The sequence below is a fragment of the Bradyrhizobium sp. Ken01 genome (assembly GCF_055807355.1).
The window spans coordinates 270,891-290,449 of the sequence record NZ_JBVVPC010000001.1 but is presented as its reverse complement, the minus strand read 5'-3'; the positions used below and the strand labels follow the sequence as shown (position 1 = coordinate 290,449).

Below are 19,559 nucleotides of genomic sequence, written 5' to 3'. Positions count from 1 at the left end.
AACGCAGCATCGCCAGGACTTTCCAGCCGCCGATCGGCATGGTGTGCGTTGCATGATCCACGCTCACTTCTGCTCCTCGTCGGCAACATCCAGGCCATGGTCGAGTGCATCCAGAAGCTGTCCGGCCTCATGCTCGGAGATCACGAGCGGCGGCGCGAGGAACAGCGAGGTCTGCTCGCCGCTGGTCCCGATCACGGCGCCGGCTTCCAGCGCCCGCTCCGCGACGCGCGAGGCAATCGGCACCTCGGTGGTGTCAGCGCGCCAGGAGCGCCAGTCGGGCCCGTGCAGCTCCACGGTCCAGTGCAGCCCCTGCCCCGCCACGCGCTGCACGCTTGGATGTTTCTGCGCGATGGCGAGCAGGCGGCGGGTGAACAGCTTTTCGAGGCCCCTCACGTGCTCCAAAATCCTGTCTTCGCTGACGACCTTCAGATAGGCGCTAACGGCGGCCATGCTGATGGGATGCCCGCGCAACGTGCCGTAATTCTGCCAGCTCGTGCCCTTGAGCCGTTCGAGGATGTCTTTCGACACCACGACCGCGGCAACCGCCGCCGCGCCGCCACCGAGAGATTTTCCGAGCGTCACGATCTCAGGACGACTTTCGGCACCCTGGAACGCGAACCAGCGCCCGGCGCGGCCCGCACCGGTCACCACTTCGTCGGCGATCCAGTAGGAGCCAGCCTGCCGCGCGCACCGCGCCACCTCGTCCTGATAGGCGCCGTCGTAATAGATGCCGCCTTGCGTGTAGTCGATGATCGTCGCTGCGGTATCCGAAAGCAGGCGCGTGGCATCGGCCAGATATTCGCTGGGGGGAACATTGTTGGCCGGCGCGCCATAGATAGCGCCCTGTGGCGCCGGCAATATCCGCACCGGCGCCATCGGCGCCGGCAGCTTCGAGCCGCCTGAGTGCACAGCGAGGCCACCATGCCATTGCGGCTGCACCGTGATGCTGCGCGACAGGCCGGTGATGCCGTGATAGGCGCGTTCGCGCGTTGCCAGCGCGGACCGCTGCGTCAACGCCTGACACAGCGACAGCGCCATGTCGTTGGCCTCGCTGCCGCTGATACAGAAGCGCACCGCACCGACCCAATCCTCTTCGCCCTTGAAGGCGGTGGCCATCAAATCGTCAGCCGCCTGCTCGCGGCCGACCCAGGTCCACCCCTCGTTCACGACGGGCGTATCCGCGGCGCGGCGGATCGCCTCCACCATTGCGGGATGACGATGTCCGAGGCCGCCGCCGGTGTTGCTGCCGTCGATGAGCTTGCGACCATCCGACAGATGAAAATAGACGCCCTCGCCCCCGACCACGGCCATGGGCGCGCTGTCGCCGGCATTCAGCCCGGTTCGCAACAATTTGCTCATTGCAATCCCTTCATTCCGCAGCCTCGGCGCCGTAGCCACCGCCGCCGCAGGTCTCGATCGTGACGAGATCGCCTTGCTGCAGCACCAGGTTCGACTTGCCGTCGATCGCGACGTTCGCACCCTGCCGGATCAGCGAGATGCGGCAGGCCTTGCCGGGCTCACCGCCCTGCATGCCGAACGGCGCCATCACCATGCGTTCGATGCAGGTGGTCAGATGCATCGACGGGGCCAGGATGCGATAGCTACGAATGACGCCGTCCCCGCCGCGATGGGCGCCCGGGCCGCCGGACTGCCGGCGAATGGCCTGCTGCTCGACTTGGATCGCGTAATTCGCCTCGATCACCTCGACCGGGGTGTTCGAGGTGTTGGACAGATGCACCCGCGTCGCCGATATGCCGTCTCGATCGTGCCGCGCGCCCTCGCCACCGCCGTGGACCTCGTAGAGCATCTTCCACGAACCGTTCTGTCGCGGTTCGGCGAAGAAGAGGACGCCCGCCGTGGTCGCCCCGCCGGCCGACAGACGCTCCGGAATGGTATGCTGCATGGCGCGGAAGATCGCATCGACGATGCGCATCGAGGTCTCGTGGTTGCCGGCCGCGACCGAGGCATTCCACCCCGGCTCCAGGATCGAGCCAGGGCGGGTGACGATGGTCAGCGGCCGCAGCGCGCCCGCGTTCTGGTTCATGTCGCGCCCGCTCATGATGCGCGCGGCATAGGCAACCGCAGAGCGGGCCATGAACGGCGTCGTGTTGCAGAAGTTCGAGACGCGGTCGCAGCTTCCCGAGAGGTCGAAGGTCGCTTCGTCGCCGGCGATGGTGATCTTGACGTGAATGCGCGCAGGCGCCTCGTTGACGCCGCCGTCGTCCAGATAATCCTCGCCCTCGTAGACGCCATCAGGCAGATCGCGCAACGCCTCGCGCATCTCGATTTCGGAGAGATCGTGCAGGCGCGACTGCGCCGCTGTGAAGAGCGCCTTGCCGTGCTCGCGACAGAGCTCGACGATGCGCTTCTCACCGGCTTTCGTTGCGGCGATCTGAGCGAGAAGATCGCCCTCGCAGGATTCGGCATCCCGAACATTGGCCTTGAGCAGCTGCACGATCGGCGTATTGACGCCGCTTGCCGTGGCGATCAGAACCGGCGGAATGCGCATCGCCTCCTGGAAGGTGTCGATGGCTTTCGCAAAATAGCTGCCGGGCCAGGTGCCGCCGATATCGGGCCAATGCGCGAGGCTGACCGCGAACGCGACGATCTCGCCGTCGACGAAGACGGGCCGCACGACCTTGACGTCGTTGAGATGATTGCCGCCGAGCGGGCCGACATTGTAGATCAGTGCGTCGCCGTCGTTCAGGCTGTCCCGTGGCACCACTTTCAGCAATTCGAGCACCGTATAGGCCATTGCGCCGAGATGGATCGGGATGTCGCGCCCCTGCCCGACCAGGTCGCCGCGGCCGTCCGTGATCGCCGACGAAAGATCGCCGGCCTCGCGCAGCAGCGGCGAGCGCGCCGAGCGCGTCATCACCAGGCTCATCTCCTCGGCCGCGGCCGAGAGCCCGTGCCTGATGACCTCGACGACGAACGGATCGAGCTTCATGCGGCCACCCGCGTCAGGAACAGATTGCCTGAAACATCCGGCCTCGCCTGCCAGCCGGGCGGGACCACCACGGTCGACCATGCGTCTTCAATGATGGCCGGGCCGCTGACGATTTCGGTCAGCGAGGCACGGTCGATGATGCGTGTGGCGACGTCGTGAAAGCCGTCGAACGAGCAGATGCGCTCGCCTTTGGAGACCGCTCTGACCGCAACGGCCGGCCGGCTCACGACGGTCGTCGATGGACGGCGTGCCTGCACCCGCACGGATTCGATGACGCAGCTCTCGCCCGTCGCGTAGCCGAACAGCTCGTGGTGCCGTGCCAGAAAGTCCTTCTTCAGCGCGATGACGTCGAGCGGCCGCGCGAACGGCACCGGAATAGCGTCGTTCTGCGCCGCGTAGCGCATCAAGGCCACCAGCTCGACCCGAATCTCGGTCTCGGCAACGCCGTTGGCGATGAGCGGCGCCGAAGCATCCTCAATCAGCACCCCGATCCGCTCGGATACACGGGTGATGTCGATGCGGTCGAGCGCAGCGCGCAGGGTTTGCTGCTGGAGAAAGCTGAAATCGGCGGTGAGACAACCCAGCGCCGAAAACGCACTCGACGCGCTGGGAACGACCACCTCGGCAATCCCGTAGAGATCGGCAAGGCCCGCGGCGTGCATCGGGCCGCCACCGCCAAAGGCGAGCAGCGTGCAGTCGCGCCCGTCGATGCCGCGCTCGACCGTGACGCGGCGGAGCGCACGCGCCATTGTCGCGTTCGCGACCTTGATGATGCCGAGCGCGGTTTCGGTCAGGCTCAGCCCCAGAGCGCGCGCGATCGGCGCGATGACATCACTGGCTGCCTTGATATCGATTCCGATCCGGTCGCCGAGCCTGGTTTCGGGATTGAGATAGCCGAGCACGGCGTTGGCGTCGGTGATGGTCGGCTCGGTACCGCCGCGGCCGTAGCAGGCCGGTCCCGGCTCGGAGCCGGCGCTTTCCGGTCCGACCGTCAGGCCGCCGGGACCATGGCGCACGATCGATCCACCCCCCGCCCCGATCGAGTGAACCGCGAGCATCGGCTGGCGCAGCGGCTTGTCGCCGAGCATGCGGCCGTCTGTCATCTCGGCCTGGCCGTCGACGATCAGGCACACGTCGGTCGTGGTGCCGCCCATGTCGAACGTCAGCATCCGCGACGTGCCGAGCTGACGCGCGATGCTGACGGATGCGGAGACGCCGGCCGCGGGGCCCGACATCGCCATCACCAGCGGCCGCCGCTTCACGGCCGCGATCGGGACCATGGCACCGGCCGAATGAAACACCTGCAGGCCCGGGCCGATCGGCAGCCGCTGCTCCAGCTCGCTGAGATATTCCACCGCGATCGGCATGGCGGCCGCGTTGAACACGGTCGCCGAAGTCCGCTCGTATTCGCGCGCCTCGGGATTGACCTCGTGCGACAGCGAGACGTGGGCAACGACGCCCTTGAGGCGTTCGCCGAGCATTTTCTCGTGGACGGGATTGGCATAGGCGTGAAGCAGCGCGACCGCGACGCTCTGCACGCCGGTCGTTTTCAGCCACGCGACCAGGCGCTCGATCTCCGATTCCTCCAGCGCCTTCAGCACCCGGCCCTCATGATCGAGGCGCTCGGCGACGCCAAAACATCGTTCCGGCGGCACCAGCGGCGGCGATTTCGGCGGGATGTCGAGACGGTAGAGATCGCGGCGGCGATAGCGCGCGATCTCCAGCACGTCGGCAAAGCCTTCGGTCGCCACCAGCGCCACTTTCGGCAGCCTGCCCTCGACGATGGCATTGGTTACGCGCGTGGTGCCGTGGACGAAGCGCCTGACCTCGCTCTTGCGCAGGCCCACCGCGTCGATCGCCTCCAGCATCGCCTGAACCGGAGCCTGCGGGCGTGATGGCACTTTCGCGATCCGCGCCTCCGCGGGGGAGCGCCGGATCGCGATGATGTCGGTGAAGGTGCCACCGCTATCGGTGCCGACCTCCCAGTGATTTTCGTCGGTGCTCATTTGGCGTCAGCTGCGGACGACGTTTGAACCGGATACCGGGTGCTTCCCGTCCATCGCCAGGTTCAATCGCAATCCGAGAGCGCTCATCATCATCCCCTGTCATGCCACCGCTTGCGAGTGTGCGACAGAGCGACGGGCTCGGGATAGGGCCAGAGTTGTCGCAACGCACAGGACCGGTCCGCAACCAGCGCGGCGCGCCGAGGCACATTTTAGTGCAGCGCTGCCCGCATGGAGAGCAGGTCTGTGTGGATCGTTCCACGCGTGACAAGTGCAGCGCACCACGAATTTTCCCGGACGAAACGCCACATCCGCTGCACTGCAATCCGCGCGCCGCGCACGCACTGTCTAATTTGCAGGCGATCGACCGGCGCTACGGGCCATGCGATTGCTTATGAGCTATGCATGGCAGTCGGCTCAGCCTCTCTTTATTGTACGATCAGTAAGCGGTGGTTTTGCCCGCTCAACGCATCGCGACCAGGCGGCGCCAGCCGATGACGATGCCGGTGATGGAGAACAGAAAGCCGAGGGCGCAGAGCCCGACGACCAAACAGTCGCGCAGCAACGGATGCGCGACGAGGACCGGAAAATCCAGCGTGTGCAGCGCGCCGTAGAACCAGCGATAAGCCCGCCGCGACGAATCCAGCCTTTGCAGCACATTGCCATTGGCGCCGTCGATGTCGAACCAGAGGTCGCCGCAGTAGGAGCGGTAGACCGGGGCACCCGGAACGGTGGACTGCGCGGGATAGTCGTCATTGCCGGCAAGTACAGACGGTACGCCGCAGCCGGCCGCGAGGTGCGCGGTCAGCCCCTGGACCTCGTGCACATCCAGAAATCCCGTTGGTCCATCGCGGGGCACATCCCCTGCCTTGATCAATGTCTGACCGGCAAGGCCCGTCCGATCCCGCCGATAGAGATTGCCGTTGAAGGCAAACCATTCGATTTCACGGGCCGACGGCGACACAGGCTGCCGATCGAGCGATACAGCCGCCGCCCAGTTTGGTGCAGCGTTCATCACGCTGGATTCAGCCGAGGTCAATTGCCCACGCGAGAACAGCCGGCCGTGATCCATGGAGAGCCAGCCACTGAAAATCCAGGTCAGCACGAAGAGCATCGCCGCAAGTCCGACGAGATGATGCAGCGCATGCCAGCCGCGATAGGGTGAACCGATCAGGCCGCTTTGAGGTTTGATCCGCGCAAGTCCGAGCACAGCGCCTAGCAAAGCCGCGATCAGGGCCAGCAGCGACAAGGTCCAGACCACCCGATCCCACAACGACCAGTTGCTTCGCAGGACTGTTGGATAGATCCAGTGCAGCACACTTCCGGCGAGATTCCATCCGCGCTCGCTGCGCGTCGTATCCAGGACGATCTCGCCAGTGAGCAAGGAGACATAGACCTCCGTTCCCGCGGAGTCGCCCAGGGCAGCCCGAAACAAGGGCCGGTGGCGGTCAAAGCCGTTCGGCACGCTCCATTGATCGTAGTCCGAACGCGCAACGATCGCGGCCCGCGCGGCATCAAGCCCACGGCTGCGTGCGTGATCTCGCGCGATGGCTAGCGCGACGTCGAATGATTTGACCGACGCGTCGGCCCCATCGGAGGCGCGGACTGCGCCCGCGCGCGACGGCCCCGAGACGACATAGACCTGTCCGTCGCTGCGCTGGATCAGGCGAACGCGTGTCGCATCCGCGATCCCGCTCGCAGCCACCGCGTCGGCGACCGTGATCTTCATCTGCGCGCTAGCCAGCGGCACGAGCCCGGCAAAGCGTTCAGATTCCGTCAACGACGGAAACGGAACGAAGTGCATCACGATTCCCGTCGCGAACCACATCGCGAACAGCAGGCAGAACGCGACCCCGAGCCATCGATGCAGCAGGACGATCGCGCGCATCATCGATCAGCGTCCTACCATTTGAACGCGGCCGAGATTTCATAGGTGCGCGGCGCGCCCAGCAGGATCTGGTCGGGATAGAACGGATCGCCCCAGATCGCGTAACGCTTGTCGGCGATGTTGCGCACCCGGAAGGTCAGGCGGGCCTGATCGACCGCATTGAACACGGTCTTGGGGATGTCGACGAAAGCATAGACGTCCGCGACGGTGTAGGCCTTCAACGTCACGGTGTTGGCATCGGTGTTGTAGCGGTCGCCGACATGGCGGCCGGTGATGCCGAGCTCGACCGCCCAGGGCGTGAAGAACCGGTACGACGCGCCGGCGTTGGCGACGACGCGCGGCACGTTCGGCGGCGTGTTGCCGGAGAACGAGCCGCCGACAAAATCGTAGTCGGCGTAGCGCGCATCGACATAGGCGATGTTGCCCCAGAGACGCAGAGGCTCGATCGGACGCACGGACGCCGCAAGCTCGACGCCCTTCGATTCCTGCCGTCCGGCAAGATTGAGCTGCATGCCGCCGGCCGCGGCATAGACGTTCTTGCGCAGGATGTCGTAGGCCGAGAACGACCACTCCGCCCGGTTGTCCCAGAACAGATGCTTGACGCCGGTCTCATAGGTGCGCGCGGTGGTCAGGTTGAGCGGATCGGTCGGATTGAGCAGGAAGATGTTGTTGGCTGCGATGTCGGCGCCGGTCGCATATTGGCTGAAGAAGGTCAGGCCCGGAACGGCTTCCCACGTATAGCCGATACGGCCGGTGGTCGGGGCCCACGATTGCGAGAACGGGAAGTTCGCCTTCTCCAGACCGAACTTGTCGGTCGAATTGCGGTCGAGCCCGATATGCTCGACGCGCAGGCCGCCGACTAGCGAAAAGCTGCGCGTGAGCTTCAGCCGGTCCTCGAATGACAGCGCCTCATTATCGATGCGCGCAGTCTGCTGCTGAATGGTGAGCAGGCCGTAATAGCCGCGAGGCGGATCGACCAGTGGAACGGAATCGCCGGGGAAATTCGCGGCGCCCGGCCTCACGAAATCAAGATAGCTTGAGGACAGCGTCGTGACCAAGCGGTTGTCAAAGCCGGCGATATTCGCATCCCAGATCAAGTCGGTGATGTTGCCGACCAGGCGTTGGCTGTGCGCGACATAGAAGCGCTCACGGTCCACCAGGTTCGTACCGGAATTGAACGCCTCGATCTCATTGTTGAACCAGGTGCGCTCTGCGCCGTAACCATAGGCCTGGCTTTTCAGCGTCAGGTCGGGCGCCAGCTTCAGCTCGAAACCGCCGCGCAGCCAGACCTCCTTCGCTACGTTCTTGTTGTCGAGCACGTTGTAGTTGGTGTTGAAGGTGCGGTCGTCGATCGTGACGGCCCCAAGATCAGTCTTGTTGAAATAACTGCCGGACACGATGCCCGTCGTCGCATGCGAGCCGCTGAAGGCGATCGGCACCAGCGGCACGCCCCAATAGGCTTTCGAGCGATCCTCGCGGTACTCGATGGCGCTCCAGACCTTGAGGCTGTCGGAGATGCGGTAGTTGAGCTGGCCCGACACGTCGAGCGTCTTGGTGTTGGTGTCGTCGGCAAAGCCGTTGAGCGAGGAACGGCTGACGTCAAAGCGATAATCGAGCCCCTGCACATTGGTGCTGCCGCCCGAGCCGTAATGCGCCCGGAACGAGTTCAGTGAGTCCCAGGAGAAATCCGCCTCGTTCCGGATCGGACCGGTGTGCGGCTGCTTGGTGACGAAGTTGATCGCGCCGCCGGCGGCGCCCTCGCCTGACATCAGCGACGCCGGACCCTTCAGGAATTCGACGGCCTCCAGATTGGCCGTGTCGGTGATCCGCGAGGTCATGTTCTGCGGACCGATCTTGATGCCGTTGTAGAGCGTGTTGATCTGGCTGTTGGTGAAGCCGCGCATGGAGAAAGCCGAAGGCTCGGCCGGATTGTCGCCGGATGTGACGCCCACCGCGCCCTGCGCGACGTCGGACACGGTGCGGTAGCCCTGCTCGCGCATGGTTGCGGCCGAGATCACCTCCACGGTCGCGGGCGTTTCGCGCACGGTCAGGCCAAGGCGCGAGGCGCTTTCCGCAACGGCATTGGTGTTGAGCGGCGTCTGTGCTGCCGCGGTCGGCACGACAAGCTTAGGCGTTACAGATGCGACCGTTGGCCTGCGCGCAGCCGCGCGGCGCGGGCCCTGCGCCTCCCGCGCGGCGGGCTTGGCCGGCTTGCGGGATTGGGCGGGCGTTACCTCGACCGGCGGCAGAGGTTCGCGGGCCTGCTGCGCCAGCGCGGCGGGCGGATCAAGCACGGCAAAGGATGTCAGCACGGCGGATGCGAGCAGGAACGCGCGCGGTCGTACAATACGAACAGGAGACACGGTCTTGGACCTCGGTATGACGTCAGTGGCACGTCACAGCGAACCAAGGTCCCATCTTCGGGCTTATAAGCCTTCCGATGAAGCCGAATGTCTGTACTCCCCGACCGACATCTTCGCGTGTGACCACGGCTGACGGCAGGTCTCCTGGCTCGCGGGTCAGTACCTTGCGTCGCCTTCCCGGGACCGAGACACCCAGTGGCACGTGACGCAAGATTCGCCGCTTACAGTTGCGGGGGCAGCCACGGCATTGGGGACAATGTCCCCGCACCGCATTCCCTTTTCATCCCCTCTCGGGGAAACCGTCGCGAGCATCTAGGATTACGATCCAGACGGAGTCAATGTGCCAGTTGCGGCGTTAGTGCCACGGCGACCAATTTCCCTGGAGATAAGCATGGAAGGCGAGACCTTCCTCTGGCTGATACGACACGCGCCCGTCGATGGCGTCACGGGGACGATCCATGCGGCCGACGCGCCGGCCGATCTCGGCGATCGCGCGCAGCTGGAGGCGCTGCGGCAGCGCCTGCCGCGGGACGCCGCGAGCTATGCGAGCCCGTCGCGGCGCACGGTCGAAACGGCCCGCGCGCTGGGGCTCGAGCCGTTGCAGCTGGACGAATTCAGTGAGCAGAATTTTGGCGACTGGACCGGCCGTCGGCATGACGAACTCGCCGCGACCGGTGGCGAGGCCTATGCACGGTTCTGGAACGATGCGGCGCGCGGACGGCCCCCGGGCGGCGAAAGCTTTGAGGAACAGGTCGCGCGCGCCCGGCTAGGTTTGTCGAAGATCGGCACCGGGGCCGCAACGCTCGTCGTGCATTCCGGCACGATCCGCGCGGCGCTGTGCATCGCGCTGGATCTGACGCCACAGGCGGCCCTGCGCTTTGTGATCGATCCGCTGTCGCTGACGCGGATCGACCGGCTCGCGACCGGCTGGCGCGTCGTCTGCGTCAATCAACCGATGATTTGATCAGGCGGGACGATCAGGCACATTGGCCTGCGCAAAGGTCGCCATGCCGTTGTGGAGGGCGCAGGCCGACCGCACCAGCGGCAGCGCGATGGCCGCGCCCGACCCTTCGCCGAGCCTGAGATCGAGGCTGATCAGCGGCTGCACGTTCAGCGCGCGAAGCACCAGCCGATGTCCCTGCTCCGCCGACTGGTGCGAAGCCAGCAGGAACGGCTGGCACGACGGGTTGAGCCGCGCCGCCGCCAGCGCCGCGACCGACACGATGAAGCCGTCGATCAACACGGGGATGCAGCGCTGCGCTGCTGCGATGATTGCACCGCAGATGGCCGCGATCTCGAGGCCGCCGACGGCGCACAGGATCTTTTCGGGCGAAGCGCCTGCAATGCCATGGCGCGCGATCGCAGCGTCGATCACCCGCGCCTTGTGCGCACGGCCAGCCGCGTCGATGCCGGTGCCGCTGCCCGCGATCTCCTCCGCGCTCACGCCGAGCAAGCCGGCCGCGATCGCCGCCGAAGTCGTGGTGTTGCCGATGCCCATTTCGCCGAAGATCAAAAGATCGGGCTGGCCGGCCTGCGCGCGGGTCACTGCACGTCGGCCGGCTTCGAACGCAAATGCCAGCTCCGTGGGGGTGAGCGCAGCTTCGACGCTGAAATCGCGCGTGCCGTTGCGCGGCTTGTCGGTCACGATTCCAGCCATCTCCTCCTGCGCCAGCGTGCCGGCGTCGATAACCTGAAGGCTGGAGCCTAGCTCACGCGCGAGCACCGAGATCGCGGCACCGCCGGAGGCGAAATTCGCCAGCATCGCGATGGTCACTTCTTGCGGATAGGCCGAGACGCCCTGCGCGACGATGCCGTGATCGCCGGCGAAGATGATGATCGGCACCCGCGCCGCGCGCGGCTGATCGGTTGCTTGCAGGCCCGCAAGCTCGATCGCGAGCTGCTCGAGCCGGCCGAGCGCGCCGGTCGGTTTCGTCAGTTGCGCCTGCCGCGCCACCGCCGCCTCGCGGTGGACTGCGGAGATATCGGGGCATTGTTGGGTGACCCATTCGGGGAGCATGCTGCCTCGCTTGCCTCACGGCCTGCGCTTGAGGATGTAACTGTCCATGATCCAGCCATGCCGCTCGCGCGCCTCTTGCCGCACGGCGACGATACGCGAGCCGATCTCGGCCAGCGCGCCGGACATGATAATCTGATCGGGCATGCCGAGATAGGCCCCCCACCAGATGTGCAGGCCGGCCGGATCAAGCGACTGGAACGCCGTGCCGCCGTCGAGCATCACCACCACGGTATCGACACCTGCCGGCCAGCCACCATCGCGCAAGCGGCGTCCGGTCGTGACGAGAAAAGGCTCGCCGATGTCATTGAGCGGCAGCGCATGCGCCGCGCACAGCGCCTGGATCGAGGTGATGCCGGGAACGGCCTCGATCTTTGGCGAGGGATTGAGCCGCCGCGCAATGCGCAGCGAGGAATCATAAAGCGAGGGATCGCCCCAGATCAGCAGCGCGACCTTGCCCTCGCCTTCGAGATGATCTGCGATCGTCTCCGACCAGGTTGCGGCGACGGCATCGTGCCAATCGTCCACGCCCTTGCGATAGTCCGCTTCAGCGGCGTCGCGGACGGGCAGATCGAACTCGGCAATGCGCGTCTTGTCGCTGGTGAGCACATCCGCGCAGATCGCCTGCCTGAGATCGGCGAGGTCGGATTTGGCAGTCCCCTTGCGCGGGATCAGGACGAGATCGGCCGCGTTGATGGCGGTAATCGCGGCGCGCGTGAGCTGCTCGGGATCGCCGCAACCGATGCCTATCAGGGAGAGCGTGAGCATCGTAGCTGCGAAGGGCGGCCATCACGGCCGCCCATTCGCGTGTCTCTAGGCCGCGTTGTGCAAACGCGGAGTGACGAGGCCGGCTGCGGTGACGCCGCGCAGCGACTTCGCCAGCGCCAGCACGCCGAGATCGGCGAGCGGCTCGATCACGATGACGAGCGCATAGGACGCTGCGAAGGTCGCGATGTTGGCGAGGTTAGTCGCGCCGAAGCCCGATCCATAAATCGCCCAGAACGCCACCCAGGCGATGACACCCGCCTGATAGGTCGTCGAAAGCGCCAGCGCCTGGCGGTACTTCAGATCGACATAGGCCGCGTTGCGCGAAATGATCCGCGTGGCGATCGCCTGGATCCCGAACAGCGGCACCAGCAGCGTGGTGACGTTCATGCCATATTGCGGCAAGTCGGGCGGCTCGAAGAAGATGCCCTGGAACAGCAGGCCGAACGCGAGGCCGAAGGCCGCAGGCGCAGCTCCAAACAGCAGGAACAAGGTCGAGCCGAGGATGAAGTGCACTTCGGAGACGCCGACCGGGAAGTGCGGCAGGATCTCAAAGAAGATAAACACGAGTCCCGTGGTGGCGAGCGTGCGCGCCGCGAACGAAATGATGCCCTGCTCGCGCACGGTCTCGACCGCGAGCTTCAAGGCAACACCGCCGACGGCGATGCCGGTTGCGTAACTCAGCACGAGCTTGGCGTCCGAGACTAGTCCGGGTTCGATATGCATGGCTCAGATCCTTCTTGCCGTCACACCCGACGGCCTTGGCCTCAAAACGTGCACGGCCGGTCTCCTGGCTCGCGGTTCACTGGGAGTCTCCGGCCTTCCCGAGCCTTGCGGCCCAGTGGCTGATCGAAGTCCCTCACCGCTTACAGTCGCGGGGGCGGCTGGGGTTTTGGGCGCCGCAACTGGGTCCGCCCATCCCCATTCCCGATTATGCTCCGGCGCTTTGCGCCGCGTCGAGCACCATGCGTCTCCTGTGTGCCCCTTTCGCCAGCCGGGCGTCAAGGGGCGAAGGGCTGCCGAGAGCGTCATGACGGATAATCCCCGGCCAGCGCGCCGAACAGGATGACGGCCGCCGTGGAGGCCGCCCCGCCCCGCGCAAGCTGCTCGGCAAGTTCAGAAATGGTGGTGCGGACCAGCCGCTCATCGGGACGGCCGAGCGATTCGGCAAACAACGCCGGCGTGGTTGGGGCGAGGCCATGCTCGATCAATTTCGCGACAAGCGCCGGAAACGTCCGGCGGCCCATATAGACTACGGTCGTCGCCTCCGGATCGGCCAGCGCCGCCCAATTGAGGTCTGGCGGCAGCTCGCCGGTGACGTCCGCGCCGGTAATGAACTGCACCCGGCGCGAGGTATGGCGCCGGGTCAGGGGAATCCCCGCCTGAGCCGCAGCGACGCAGGCCGTGGTGACACCGGGAATGATCTCGTAGCGGATGCCCGCTTCCCGCAGCGTCTCGAGCTCCTCCTCGAGTCGGCCGAAGATGCCGGCATCGCCCGACTTCAATCGCACCACGCGCGCGCCTGTCACGGCATAGTCGACCAGCAGCCGGTTGACATGGTGCTGCTTGGTCGAGGGGCGTCCCGCCCGCTTTCCCACCGCGACGAGATTGGCACCGGGCCGGGCCAGATCGAGGATCGCGCCTGAAGCAAGATCGTCATAGAGCACGACGTCGGCCTCGCGCAGGCGCGCGGCACCCTTGAGCGTGAGGAGCTCTGGATCGCCGGGGCCGGCGGAGACGAAGGAAACAAAACCGCTCACCGATCCTCCGCGATCAGATGGAAGAACGTGCCGGTGGCTTGTCCCCGCCGCGAGCCGGTCTCGGCGATGACCGCGCCTGTCGCGTCGTGCACGACCGCCAGCGGCGTGTCGGGTTGCGCCAGGATCGTCGAATAGTGGAATTCGTGGCCACGCAGGCGTGCGCCGGCCTGATGACCCGGCATCGGCGTGGCAAGCTCGGCCAGACGATAGCCCAGATGCATGCGGCGTTTGGCAAAGCTCGTCTCCAGGCCGAGCAGGCCGGTCATCTCGTGGCTGATGCCCTCGGCGTCGGTCAAAGCGGTGCCCAGCACCATATAGCCTCCGCACTCACCGTGCACCGGGCGCGTTTCGGCGAAGGCGCGCAATCCGCTGCGGAAGCGCGCATTGGCCGCGATCTTGCCGGCGTGCAGCTCTGGATAGCCGCCAGGCAGCCAGCACACATCCGCGCCCGCATCGGGGCCTTCGTCAGCCAGCGGCGAGAATGTCGAGATCTCTGCGCCCGCCGCGCGCCACGCTTCCAGCATATGCGGATAGACGAAGGAGAATGCAGCGTCACGGGCGAGCGCAATGCGCTGGCCGGGCGGCGTTACGTTCACGCCGCTTGCGGCAGGTTGCGGCGACCAGGTGGCAGCCGAACGCAGCACTGCGTCGAGATCGACATGCTCGGCGACGAAGCGCGCGGCCTCGTCGATCAGCTTGCCGATTTCCGCCTGCTCCTCAGCCTGGACCAGCCCGAGATGCCGCTTCGGCAGACTGATCTCGGCATGGCGCGGCAGCGCGCCGAACACGGCGATGCCGGCATCCAGCAGCGCACGCCGCACGAGGGCTTCATGGCGCGGGCTGGCAACGCGATTGAGCACGACGCCGGCAAGGCGCACACCGGGACGGTAGTCACGAAGGCCCGCGGCGATCGCCGCCGCCGTTTGCGCCTGTCCCGAGGGATCGATCACCAGCAGCACCGGCCAGTCCAGCATCTCCGCGATGTCGGCGGTCGCCCCGGTGCCGCAGACGCCACGCGCGGCGACGCCGTCGAACAGGCCCATCGAGCCTTCGGCCAGCACGACATCGGCGTCAGTGCCGCGACTGACGAGATGCGAGATCGTCCCGCGATCCATCGCCCAGCTGTCGACGTTGACCGAGGCGCGTCCGGTCGCGGCTGCATGAAACGCGGGATCTATGTAATCGGGGCCGCTCTTGAAGCACTGCACCCGCAATCCGCTGTTGCGCCAGGCGCGGGCAAGGGCCAGCGTCAGCGTGGTCTTGCCGACACCGGAGGCCGGCGCGGAGATGACGAGCCCTGCCGCCATCACGACGCCTCCGGAAAGCGCGGCTCGGCGCCCACCGGGCGATAGCGGCGGTCATAGTCGGCGGCATAGAGACGGCTCTCGGAAAAATCCGCAGCGCCGAGCGTCCTTCCGACCAGGATGAGCGCGGTGCGCTCCATCTCGCCGCCGACAGCAGCATCGAGCGTTGCGAGCGTGGCGCGGACGATGCGCTGGTCGGGCCAGCTCGCGCGCCAGACTATCGCGACCGGGCAGTCCGCGCCGTAATGCGGCGTCAGCTCGGCCACGACCTTGTCGAGCAGATGGATCGACAGATGGATGGCGAGCACCGCGCCGGTGGCGGCGAAGGCGGCGAGCTTTTCGCCTTCGGGCATCGCGCTGGCGCGGCCCGGCGTGCGCGTCAGCACCACCGTCTGGGCAAGGCCGGGCAGCGTCAGTTCGGCCTCCAGCGCAGCCGCGGCGGCCGAGAAGGAAGGTACGCCAGGCGTGACCGTGTAGGGGATGTCGAGCACGCGCAGGCGGCGGAGCTGTTCGCCCATCGCCGACCAGATCGAGAGATCGCCCGAATGCAGCCGCGCGACGTCCTGGCCGCCGGCATGGGCGGCGGCGATCTCCGCGATGATCTCGTCGAGCGACAGCGGCGCGGTGTTGACGATGCGCGCGCCGGGCGGGCAATGCGCCAAGACGCCTTCGGGGACAAGCGAGCCGGCATAGAGACAGACCGGACAGGCGGCGATGAGGTCGCGGCCGCGCAATGTCAGCAAGTCAGGGGCACCCGGCCCGGCGCCGATGAAATGCACCGTCATGCGCCGTCTCCTTCCGCGATTGCCGCGGTCGCGGTGCGGTCCTGAGAGACCACCCGCGTCGCGATCAATCGCGCACGAGGTCCGACTGCCGCGAGAGCCGCCGCTTCGGCGACTGATCCCGTCCCGAACTTTTCCGCGATGAGCTTTGACTGCGTCGGCGTCTCGATGCCGGCCAGCATTTCGGCGGCAATCCCCTTGATCGGCACGCCGCATTCGCGCGCAAGCTGCTTCAGTGCCTCCGCGTCGGCCTTGTCGCTCACCGTCGCGATAGCGGCGAGGCCTTCGGAACCGCCGGCCGCCAGCAGCGCCTCACGCAGCGACGCCAGCGTGACGTCCCGCTTGAATCCGAGCCCGGCGACCTTCATCGGACCGCACTCCATTGCACCACCGGCCGCGCCGCCTCCCATGACCGGTAGCGGCCGAGCGGAGCGGCGTGTGCAATCTCAACCCGCATCAAGTCGCCGCCGTGGCGCTGGTGCAGCTCACCCAGCAGCGCTTCCGTCTCCAACGTTACTGAATGCGCGACCAGCCGCGTACCGGGCGAGAGCCGCGACCAGATGGCGTCGAACATCGCGATGTCGAGCCCGCCGCCGATGAAAACGGCGTCAGGCCCGTCCAGCGCAGCAAGGGCCTCAGGCGCCTTTCCCGTGATGACTGTGATTCGATGCGCCAATCCGAACGCCGCCGCATTGTTGCGGATGCTCGCAACGCGATCCTCGCGCGCTTCGATGGCGATCGCCGTCCCGCCGCACAGCGCCCACTCAACCGAGATCGAACCGGAGCCGGCGCCGATGTCCCACAGCCGTTCACCGGGATGCGGCGCCAGCGCCGAGAGCGCCAGCGCGCGGACCGGCCGCTTGGTGATCTGACCATCATGGACGAAGAGATCGTCCGATAGTCCCGAACTGCGGGGAAGGCCCTGTGCCCCTCTCGCCTGCACGGCCACCGTGACTAGGCTCCCGGCAAGATCGCCTGCGAAGCTGTCGGCGCGATGCGCGTCGATACTTTCGCGCGGCCCGCCAAGCGCAGCGAGTGTCCAGAATGCCGAGGCACCCCATCCGCGCGCCGTCAGCCATTTCGCAAGATCACCGGCCGCCTTCGCGTCGCGCACGAGGCAAATGATGCGTGCACCTTGCGCCAGATGCGGCACGAGACGCTCGAATGGCGCGGCGTGCAGGCCAAGGCACGCCACGGACTCAAGGCGCCAGCCCAAGCGCGCGGCTGCGAGCGAAAACGTTGACGGCGCGGAATGCGCAATCCACTCGCCCGCGTCCAGCTTTTCGGCGAGGCTCGCGCCAGCGCCGAACCAGAACGGGTCGCCGGAGGCGAGCACGACCGTTGGCACGCCGCGGCGGCTCAGCACGATCTCTGCATCGAACGGCACCGGCCATGGACGGCCGCGCCCGGTCGCGCCGGCTAGTGCAAGATGCCGTTCACCGCCAAAGACAGTTTCGGCATCATCAAGCGCCTTTCGGCTTGCTTCCGACAGGCCGGCGAGGCCATCTTCGCCGATACCGATGATGGTCAGCCAGGGATCAGCCATGACGCGCGCCCTCATTCTGGGCGGAACGGCCGACGCGAGCCTGCTCGCGGCTGAGATCGCGCGTGCCGGCATTAACGCCGTGTATTCTTATGGCGGCCGCACCCGCGCGCCCGCCGGTCAGCCGTTGCCGACGCGGATCGGCGGTTTTGGCGGCGTGAGCGGTCTTGTCGATTACATTGGTCGGGAAGGCATCACGCATGCGATCGACGCGACCCATCCCTTTGCCGCAGAGATGAGCCGCAATGCGGTTGCGGCATGCGCGGAGACCGGCACGCCGCTGATCGCTCTCGAACGTGCGCCCTGGACCAAAGCGCCCGGCGACAATTGGGTCGAAATACCTGATGTCAACGCCGCGGTCGCCGCACTGCCCGAGGCGCCGGCGAATGTGTTCCTCGCCATCGGCCGTCAGCACATCGCACCGTTCGCGACCAGGCCGCAGCACGCCTACACGCTGAGATTCGTCGATCCGCCCGATGCGCCCCTGCCCTTCACCGCGGACGTCATCGTGTCGCGTGGGCCGTTCACGCTCGAGGGCGAGCTGGAGATGCTGCGCGCGCGAGGCATCATCCGGATCGTCGCCCGCAATTCGGGTGGCGACGGCGCGCGCGCCAAGATCGACGCTGCGCGGGTACTCGGCCTGCCGGTGATCATGATCGGACGACCGCAACTGCCGGAACGATTGCGGGTCGAGAGCGTGGCCGAGATCATGCAGTGGCTCGGTCATCGCACCTGCCTCGGCGCATAGACCCAGCGGCCGACGCGGCGTGTCTGCGAGTTGCCGACGATCACCAGCGTGCGCATGTCGGCCATTTCAGGCGTCGCTTCCTTCAGCCTGACGGTCTCGATCTTTTCATCGGCGGCGCTGATCGCGCGCGCGAAGATCACGAGGCGCTCGCCGCAGCCGGCCTCGTTCAGCACCGCAAGCGCGCGGCCAAATCCTTCCGGCCGGCTCGCCGAGCGCGGGTTGTACATCGCAATCGCAAAGTCGGCTTCCGCGGCGAGCCGCAGGCGCTTCTCGATCACCGCCCACGGCTTGAGATTGTCGGAGAGATTGATCGCACAGAAATCATGGCCGAGCGGCGCGCCGGCGCGCGCGGCCGCCGCCAGCATGGCGGTGACGCCGGGCAGCACACGGATCGGCAACTCCTGCCATTGCGGCGCCTGTTCGAGCGCCTCGAACACGGCGGAGGCCATCGCGAAGACGCCGGGATCTCCGGAGGACACGATGACGACTTGTCCGCCTTCGGCCGCGAGCCGCAAGGCCTCGCTCGCGCGCTGCAGCTCTTCGCGATTGTCGGAGGGATGCAGCTTGAGTCCCGACCGCGGCGGCACGCGCGCGACATAGGGCGCGTAGCCCAGAATGTCGGTCGCGGCGGCAAGCGCGGCGGAGACTTCGGGCGTCACCAGCGCATCGCTGCCCGGTCCGAGGCCTGCGATGGTCAGCGTGCCCGTCATTCGGGGGCGTCCGGATGCCGGCCCTTGCCGTGCACGAGCACGATCGCGAAGTAGGGGCAATCGGCGGCATCGATCTCGGCGAGCCGCACCACGCGCTCGCCCGGCATGGTGCCGCGCTCGACCAACCAGGCGTCGTCCAGCCGTCCGGCGGACGCGAGCGCGCGGCGCACCTTTGCGAGATTGCGCCCGGTCTTCATGATCACGAGCGCATCGGAATCGCGCATGCGTCGTTCGAGCTCGTCCTCGGCGAGCGTGCCCATGAGCACCGTCGTCACGTCATCACCGAGCGCGATCGGCTGTCCCACGCCGTTCCAGCAGCCGACCATGCCGGGAATGCCGGCGATCACCTCGATCTCGACGCGGCCCTGCAGGCGCGTGTGCAGATGCATGAAGGAGCCGTAGAAGTAAGGATCGCCTTCGCAGAGCACGACGACGTCGACCGCGCGCGCCAGCCGCGCCAGACGTTCCGCCCATTCGTCGTAGAAGCCGGCAAGCAGCTGGACATATTCAGACGTGTCGAAGGCGATCTCTATGGTGACCGGATACTCCATGGGATATTCGGTCACGTCGGCCGCCAACATGCCCTCGACGATGCGACGCGCCTGGCCGGGCCGGCCCTTCTTGCGGAAATACGCGACATGCCTTGCGCCGCGCACCGTGCGATCGGCGCGCACGCTCATCATATCGGGGTCACCGGGGCCGAGTCCGCAGCAGATGATGCGTCCCATC

At 66.6% G+C, this 19,559-nt stretch carries 17 protein-coding genes and 2 riboswitches; of the genes, 2 read left to right on the top strand and 15 right to left on the bottom strand.

Annotated elements, in window-relative coordinates:
* Nucleotides 1–63: 63 nt before the first annotated feature.
* From AC0L3S_RS01310 to AC0L3S_RS01290, 5 genes are all read right to left on the bottom strand, one after another.
* Entirely contained in the window at nucleotides 64–1,359 is a 1,296-nt protein-coding gene (locus AC0L3S_RS01310) for an aminotransferase class III-fold pyridoxal phosphate-dependent enzyme (protein WP_473277846.1), read from the bottom strand.
* 10 nt (nucleotides 1,360–1,369) lie between these two features.
* Complete coding sequence (locus AC0L3S_RS01305; protein WP_473277845.1) at nucleotides 1,370–2,950, bottom strand: hydantoinase B/oxoprolinase family protein; 1,581 nt, start codon at nucleotides 2,948–2,950, stop codon at nucleotides 1,370–1,372.
* On the bottom strand, nucleotides 2,947–4,956 hold the full coding sequence (locus AC0L3S_RS01300; protein ID WP_473277844.1) for a hydantoinase/oxoprolinase family protein: 2,010 nt from the start codon (nucleotides 4,954–4,956) through the stop codon (nucleotides 2,947–2,949). The genes AC0L3S_RS01305 and AC0L3S_RS01300 overlap by 4 nt, the downstream gene beginning before the upstream one ends.
* A gap of 460 nt (nucleotides 4,957–5,416) precedes the next feature.
* On the bottom strand, nucleotides 5,417–6,844 hold the full coding sequence (locus AC0L3S_RS01295; protein ID WP_473277843.1) for a PepSY domain-containing protein: 1,428 nt from the start codon (nucleotides 6,842–6,844) through the stop codon (nucleotides 5,417–5,419).
* An 11-nt stretch (nucleotides 6,845–6,855) separates the two neighbouring features.
* Entirely contained in the window at nucleotides 6,856–9,204 is a 2,349-nt protein-coding gene (locus AC0L3S_RS01290; protein WP_473277842.1) for a TonB-dependent receptor, read from the bottom strand.
* A 117-nt stretch (nucleotides 9,205–9,321) separates the two neighbouring features.
* Nucleotides 9,322–9,523, bottom strand: a riboswitch (cobalamin riboswitch).
* Between the two features lie 72 nt (nucleotides 9,524–9,595).
* Between AC0L3S_RS01290 and AC0L3S_RS01285 the strand changes: the two genes are divergently transcribed.
* Nucleotides 9,596–10,168 carry a histidine phosphatase family protein gene (locus tag AC0L3S_RS01285; protein WP_473277841.1) on the top strand — a complete coding sequence of 191 codons (573 nt, stop codon included), beginning with the start codon at nucleotides 9,596–9,598 and terminating at the stop codon, nucleotides 10,166–10,168.
* Here AC0L3S_RS01285 and cobT read toward each other — a convergent pair whose 3' ends face one another.
* From cobT to cbiT, 8 genes are all read right to left on the bottom strand, one after another.
* Nucleotides 10,169–11,221 (bottom strand): nicotinate-nucleotide--dimethylbenzimidazole phosphoribosyltransferase, encoded by a 1,053-nt coding sequence (cobT, locus tag AC0L3S_RS01280; RefSeq protein WP_473277840.1) that lies wholly within the window; start codon nucleotides 11,219–11,221, stop codon nucleotides 10,169–10,171.
* Between the two features lie 15 nt (nucleotides 11,222–11,236).
* Nucleotides 11,237–11,986 carry a precorrin-6A synthase (deacetylating) gene (gene cobF, locus AC0L3S_RS01275; protein WP_473277839.1) on the bottom strand — a complete coding sequence of 250 codons (750 nt, stop codon included), beginning with the start codon at nucleotides 11,984–11,986 and terminating at the stop codon, nucleotides 11,237–11,239.
* 45 nt (nucleotides 11,987–12,031) lie between these two features.
* The gene (locus AC0L3S_RS01270; protein ID WP_473277838.1) at nucleotides 12,032–12,709 is read right to left on the bottom strand and encodes an energy-coupling factor ABC transporter permease; all 678 of its coding nucleotides are present in this window, start codon (nucleotides 12,707–12,709) and stop codon (nucleotides 12,032–12,034) included.
* Nucleotides 12,710–12,746: 37 nt separating this feature from the next.
* A riboswitch (cobalamin riboswitch) is annotated at nucleotides 12,747–12,966 on the bottom strand.
* A 45-nt stretch (nucleotides 12,967–13,011) separates the two neighbouring features.
* Nucleotides 13,012–13,743 carry a uroporphyrinogen-III C-methyltransferase gene (gene cobA / locus AC0L3S_RS01265; protein ID WP_473277837.1) on the bottom strand — a complete coding sequence of 244 codons (732 nt, stop codon included), beginning with the start codon at nucleotides 13,741–13,743 and terminating at the stop codon, nucleotides 13,012–13,014.
* On the bottom strand, nucleotides 13,740–15,050 hold the full coding sequence (locus AC0L3S_RS01260; protein ID WP_473277836.1) for a cobyrinate a,c-diamide synthase: 1,311 nt from the start codon (nucleotides 15,048–15,050) through the stop codon (nucleotides 13,740–13,742). Before AC0L3S_RS01260 ends, cobA begins: the two co-directional genes overlap by 4 nt.
* Nucleotides 15,050–15,832 (bottom strand): precorrin-4 C(11)-methyltransferase, encoded by a 783-nt coding sequence (gene cobM, locus AC0L3S_RS01255; protein WP_473277835.1) that lies wholly within the window; start codon nucleotides 15,830–15,832, stop codon nucleotides 15,050–15,052. Before cobM ends, AC0L3S_RS01260 begins: the two co-directional genes overlap by 1 nt.
* Nucleotides 15,829–16,197, bottom strand: coding sequence for a cobalamin biosynthesis protein (locus AC0L3S_RS01250; RefSeq protein WP_473277834.1), 369 nt, complete (start codon nucleotides 16,195–16,197; stop codon nucleotides 15,829–15,831). Before AC0L3S_RS01250 ends, cobM begins: the two co-directional genes overlap by 4 nt.
* A complete protein-coding gene (gene cbiT / locus AC0L3S_RS01245) occupies nucleotides 16,194–17,375 on the bottom strand; it encodes a precorrin-6Y C5,15-methyltransferase (decarboxylating) subunit CbiT (protein ID WP_473277833.1) in 1,182 nt (393 codons plus the stop codon). Before cbiT ends, AC0L3S_RS01250 begins: the two co-directional genes overlap by 4 nt.
* On the opposite strand from cbiT, the gene AC0L3S_RS01240 reads away from it, so the two are divergent.
* Nucleotides 17,374–18,120: a cobalt-precorrin-6A reductase gene (locus AC0L3S_RS01240; RefSeq protein ID WP_473277832.1), complete on the top strand. Its 747-nt coding sequence runs from the start codon at nucleotides 17,374–17,376 to the stop codon at nucleotides 18,118–18,120. The two genes, cbiT and AC0L3S_RS01240, sit on opposite strands and share 2 nt — an antisense overlap.
* Here the strand turns inward: AC0L3S_RS01240 and cobJ are convergent.
* Together cobJ and AC0L3S_RS01230 are read right to left on the bottom strand one after the other, a co-directional pair.
* Nucleotides 18,096–18,830 carry a precorrin-3B C(17)-methyltransferase gene (gene cobJ, locus AC0L3S_RS01235; protein ID WP_473277831.1) on the bottom strand — a complete coding sequence of 245 codons (735 nt, stop codon included), beginning with the start codon at nucleotides 18,828–18,830 and terminating at the stop codon, nucleotides 18,096–18,098. The genes AC0L3S_RS01240 and cobJ overlap by 25 nt on opposite strands.
* A complete protein-coding gene (locus AC0L3S_RS01230; protein WP_473277830.1) occupies nucleotides 18,827–19,558 on the bottom strand; it encodes a precorrin-2 C(20)-methyltransferase in 732 nt (243 codons plus the stop codon). The genes cobJ and AC0L3S_RS01230 overlap by 4 nt, the downstream gene beginning before the upstream one ends.
* Between the last annotated feature and the right edge of the window lies 1 nt (nucleotide 19,559).

Excerpts from the sequence above, each read along its gene's own strand:
- cobF (WP_473277839.1), bottom strand. The coding sequence starts at position 11,986 with ATGCTCACGCTCTCCCTGATAGGCATCGGTTGCGGCGATCCCGAGCAG.
- AC0L3S_RS01260 (WP_473277836.1), bottom strand. The coding sequence starts at position 15,050 with ATGGCGGCAGGGCTCGTCATCTCCGCGCCGGCCTCCGGTGTCGGCAAG.
- AC0L3S_RS01285 (WP_473277841.1), top strand. The coding sequence starts at position 9,596 with ATGGAAGGCGAGACCTTCCTCTGGCTGATACGACACGCGCCCGTCGAT.
- AC0L3S_RS01240 (WP_473277832.1), top strand. The coding sequence starts at position 17,374 with ATGACGCGCGCCCTCATTCTGGGCGGAACGGCCGACGCGAGCCTGCTC.
- AC0L3S_RS01310 (WP_473277846.1), bottom strand. The coding sequence starts at position 1,359 with ATGAGCAAATTGTTGCGAACCGGGCTGAATGCCGGCGACAGCGCGCCC.
- cobT (WP_473277840.1), bottom strand. The coding sequence starts at position 11,221 with ATGCTCCCCGAATGGGTCACCCAACAATGCCCCGATATCTCCGCAGTC.
- cbiT (WP_473277833.1), bottom strand. The coding sequence starts at position 17,375 with ATGGCTGATCCCTGGCTGACCATCATCGGTATCGGCGAAGATGGCCTC.
- AC0L3S_RS01250 (WP_473277834.1), bottom strand. The coding sequence starts at position 16,197 with ATGAAGGTCGCCGGGCTCGGATTCAAGCGGGACGTCACGCTGGCGTCG.
- AC0L3S_RS01270 (WP_473277838.1), bottom strand. The coding sequence starts at position 12,709 with ATGCATATCGAACCCGGACTAGTCTCGGACGCCAAGCTCGTGCTGAGT.
- AC0L3S_RS01295 (WP_473277843.1), bottom strand. The coding sequence starts at position 6,844 with ATGATGCGCGCGATCGTCCTGCTGCATCGATGGCTCGGGGTCGCGTTC.
- AC0L3S_RS01305 (WP_473277845.1), bottom strand. The coding sequence starts at position 2,950 with ATGAAGCTCGATCCGTTCGTCGTCGAGGTCATCAGGCACGGGCTCTCG.
- cobM (WP_473277835.1), bottom strand. The coding sequence starts at position 15,832 with ATGACGGTGCATTTCATCGGCGCCGGGCCGGGTGCCCCTGACTTGCTG.
- AC0L3S_RS01230 (WP_473277830.1), bottom strand. The coding sequence starts at position 19,558 with ATGGGACGCATCATCTGCTGCGGACTCGGCCCCGGTGACCCCGATATG.
- cobJ (WP_473277831.1), bottom strand. The coding sequence starts at position 18,830 with ATGACGGGCACGCTGACCATCGCAGGCCTCGGACCGGGCAGCGATGCG.
- AC0L3S_RS01300 (WP_473277844.1), bottom strand. The coding sequence starts at position 4,956 with ATGAGCACCGACGAAAATCACTGGGAGGTCGGCACCGATAGCGGTGGC.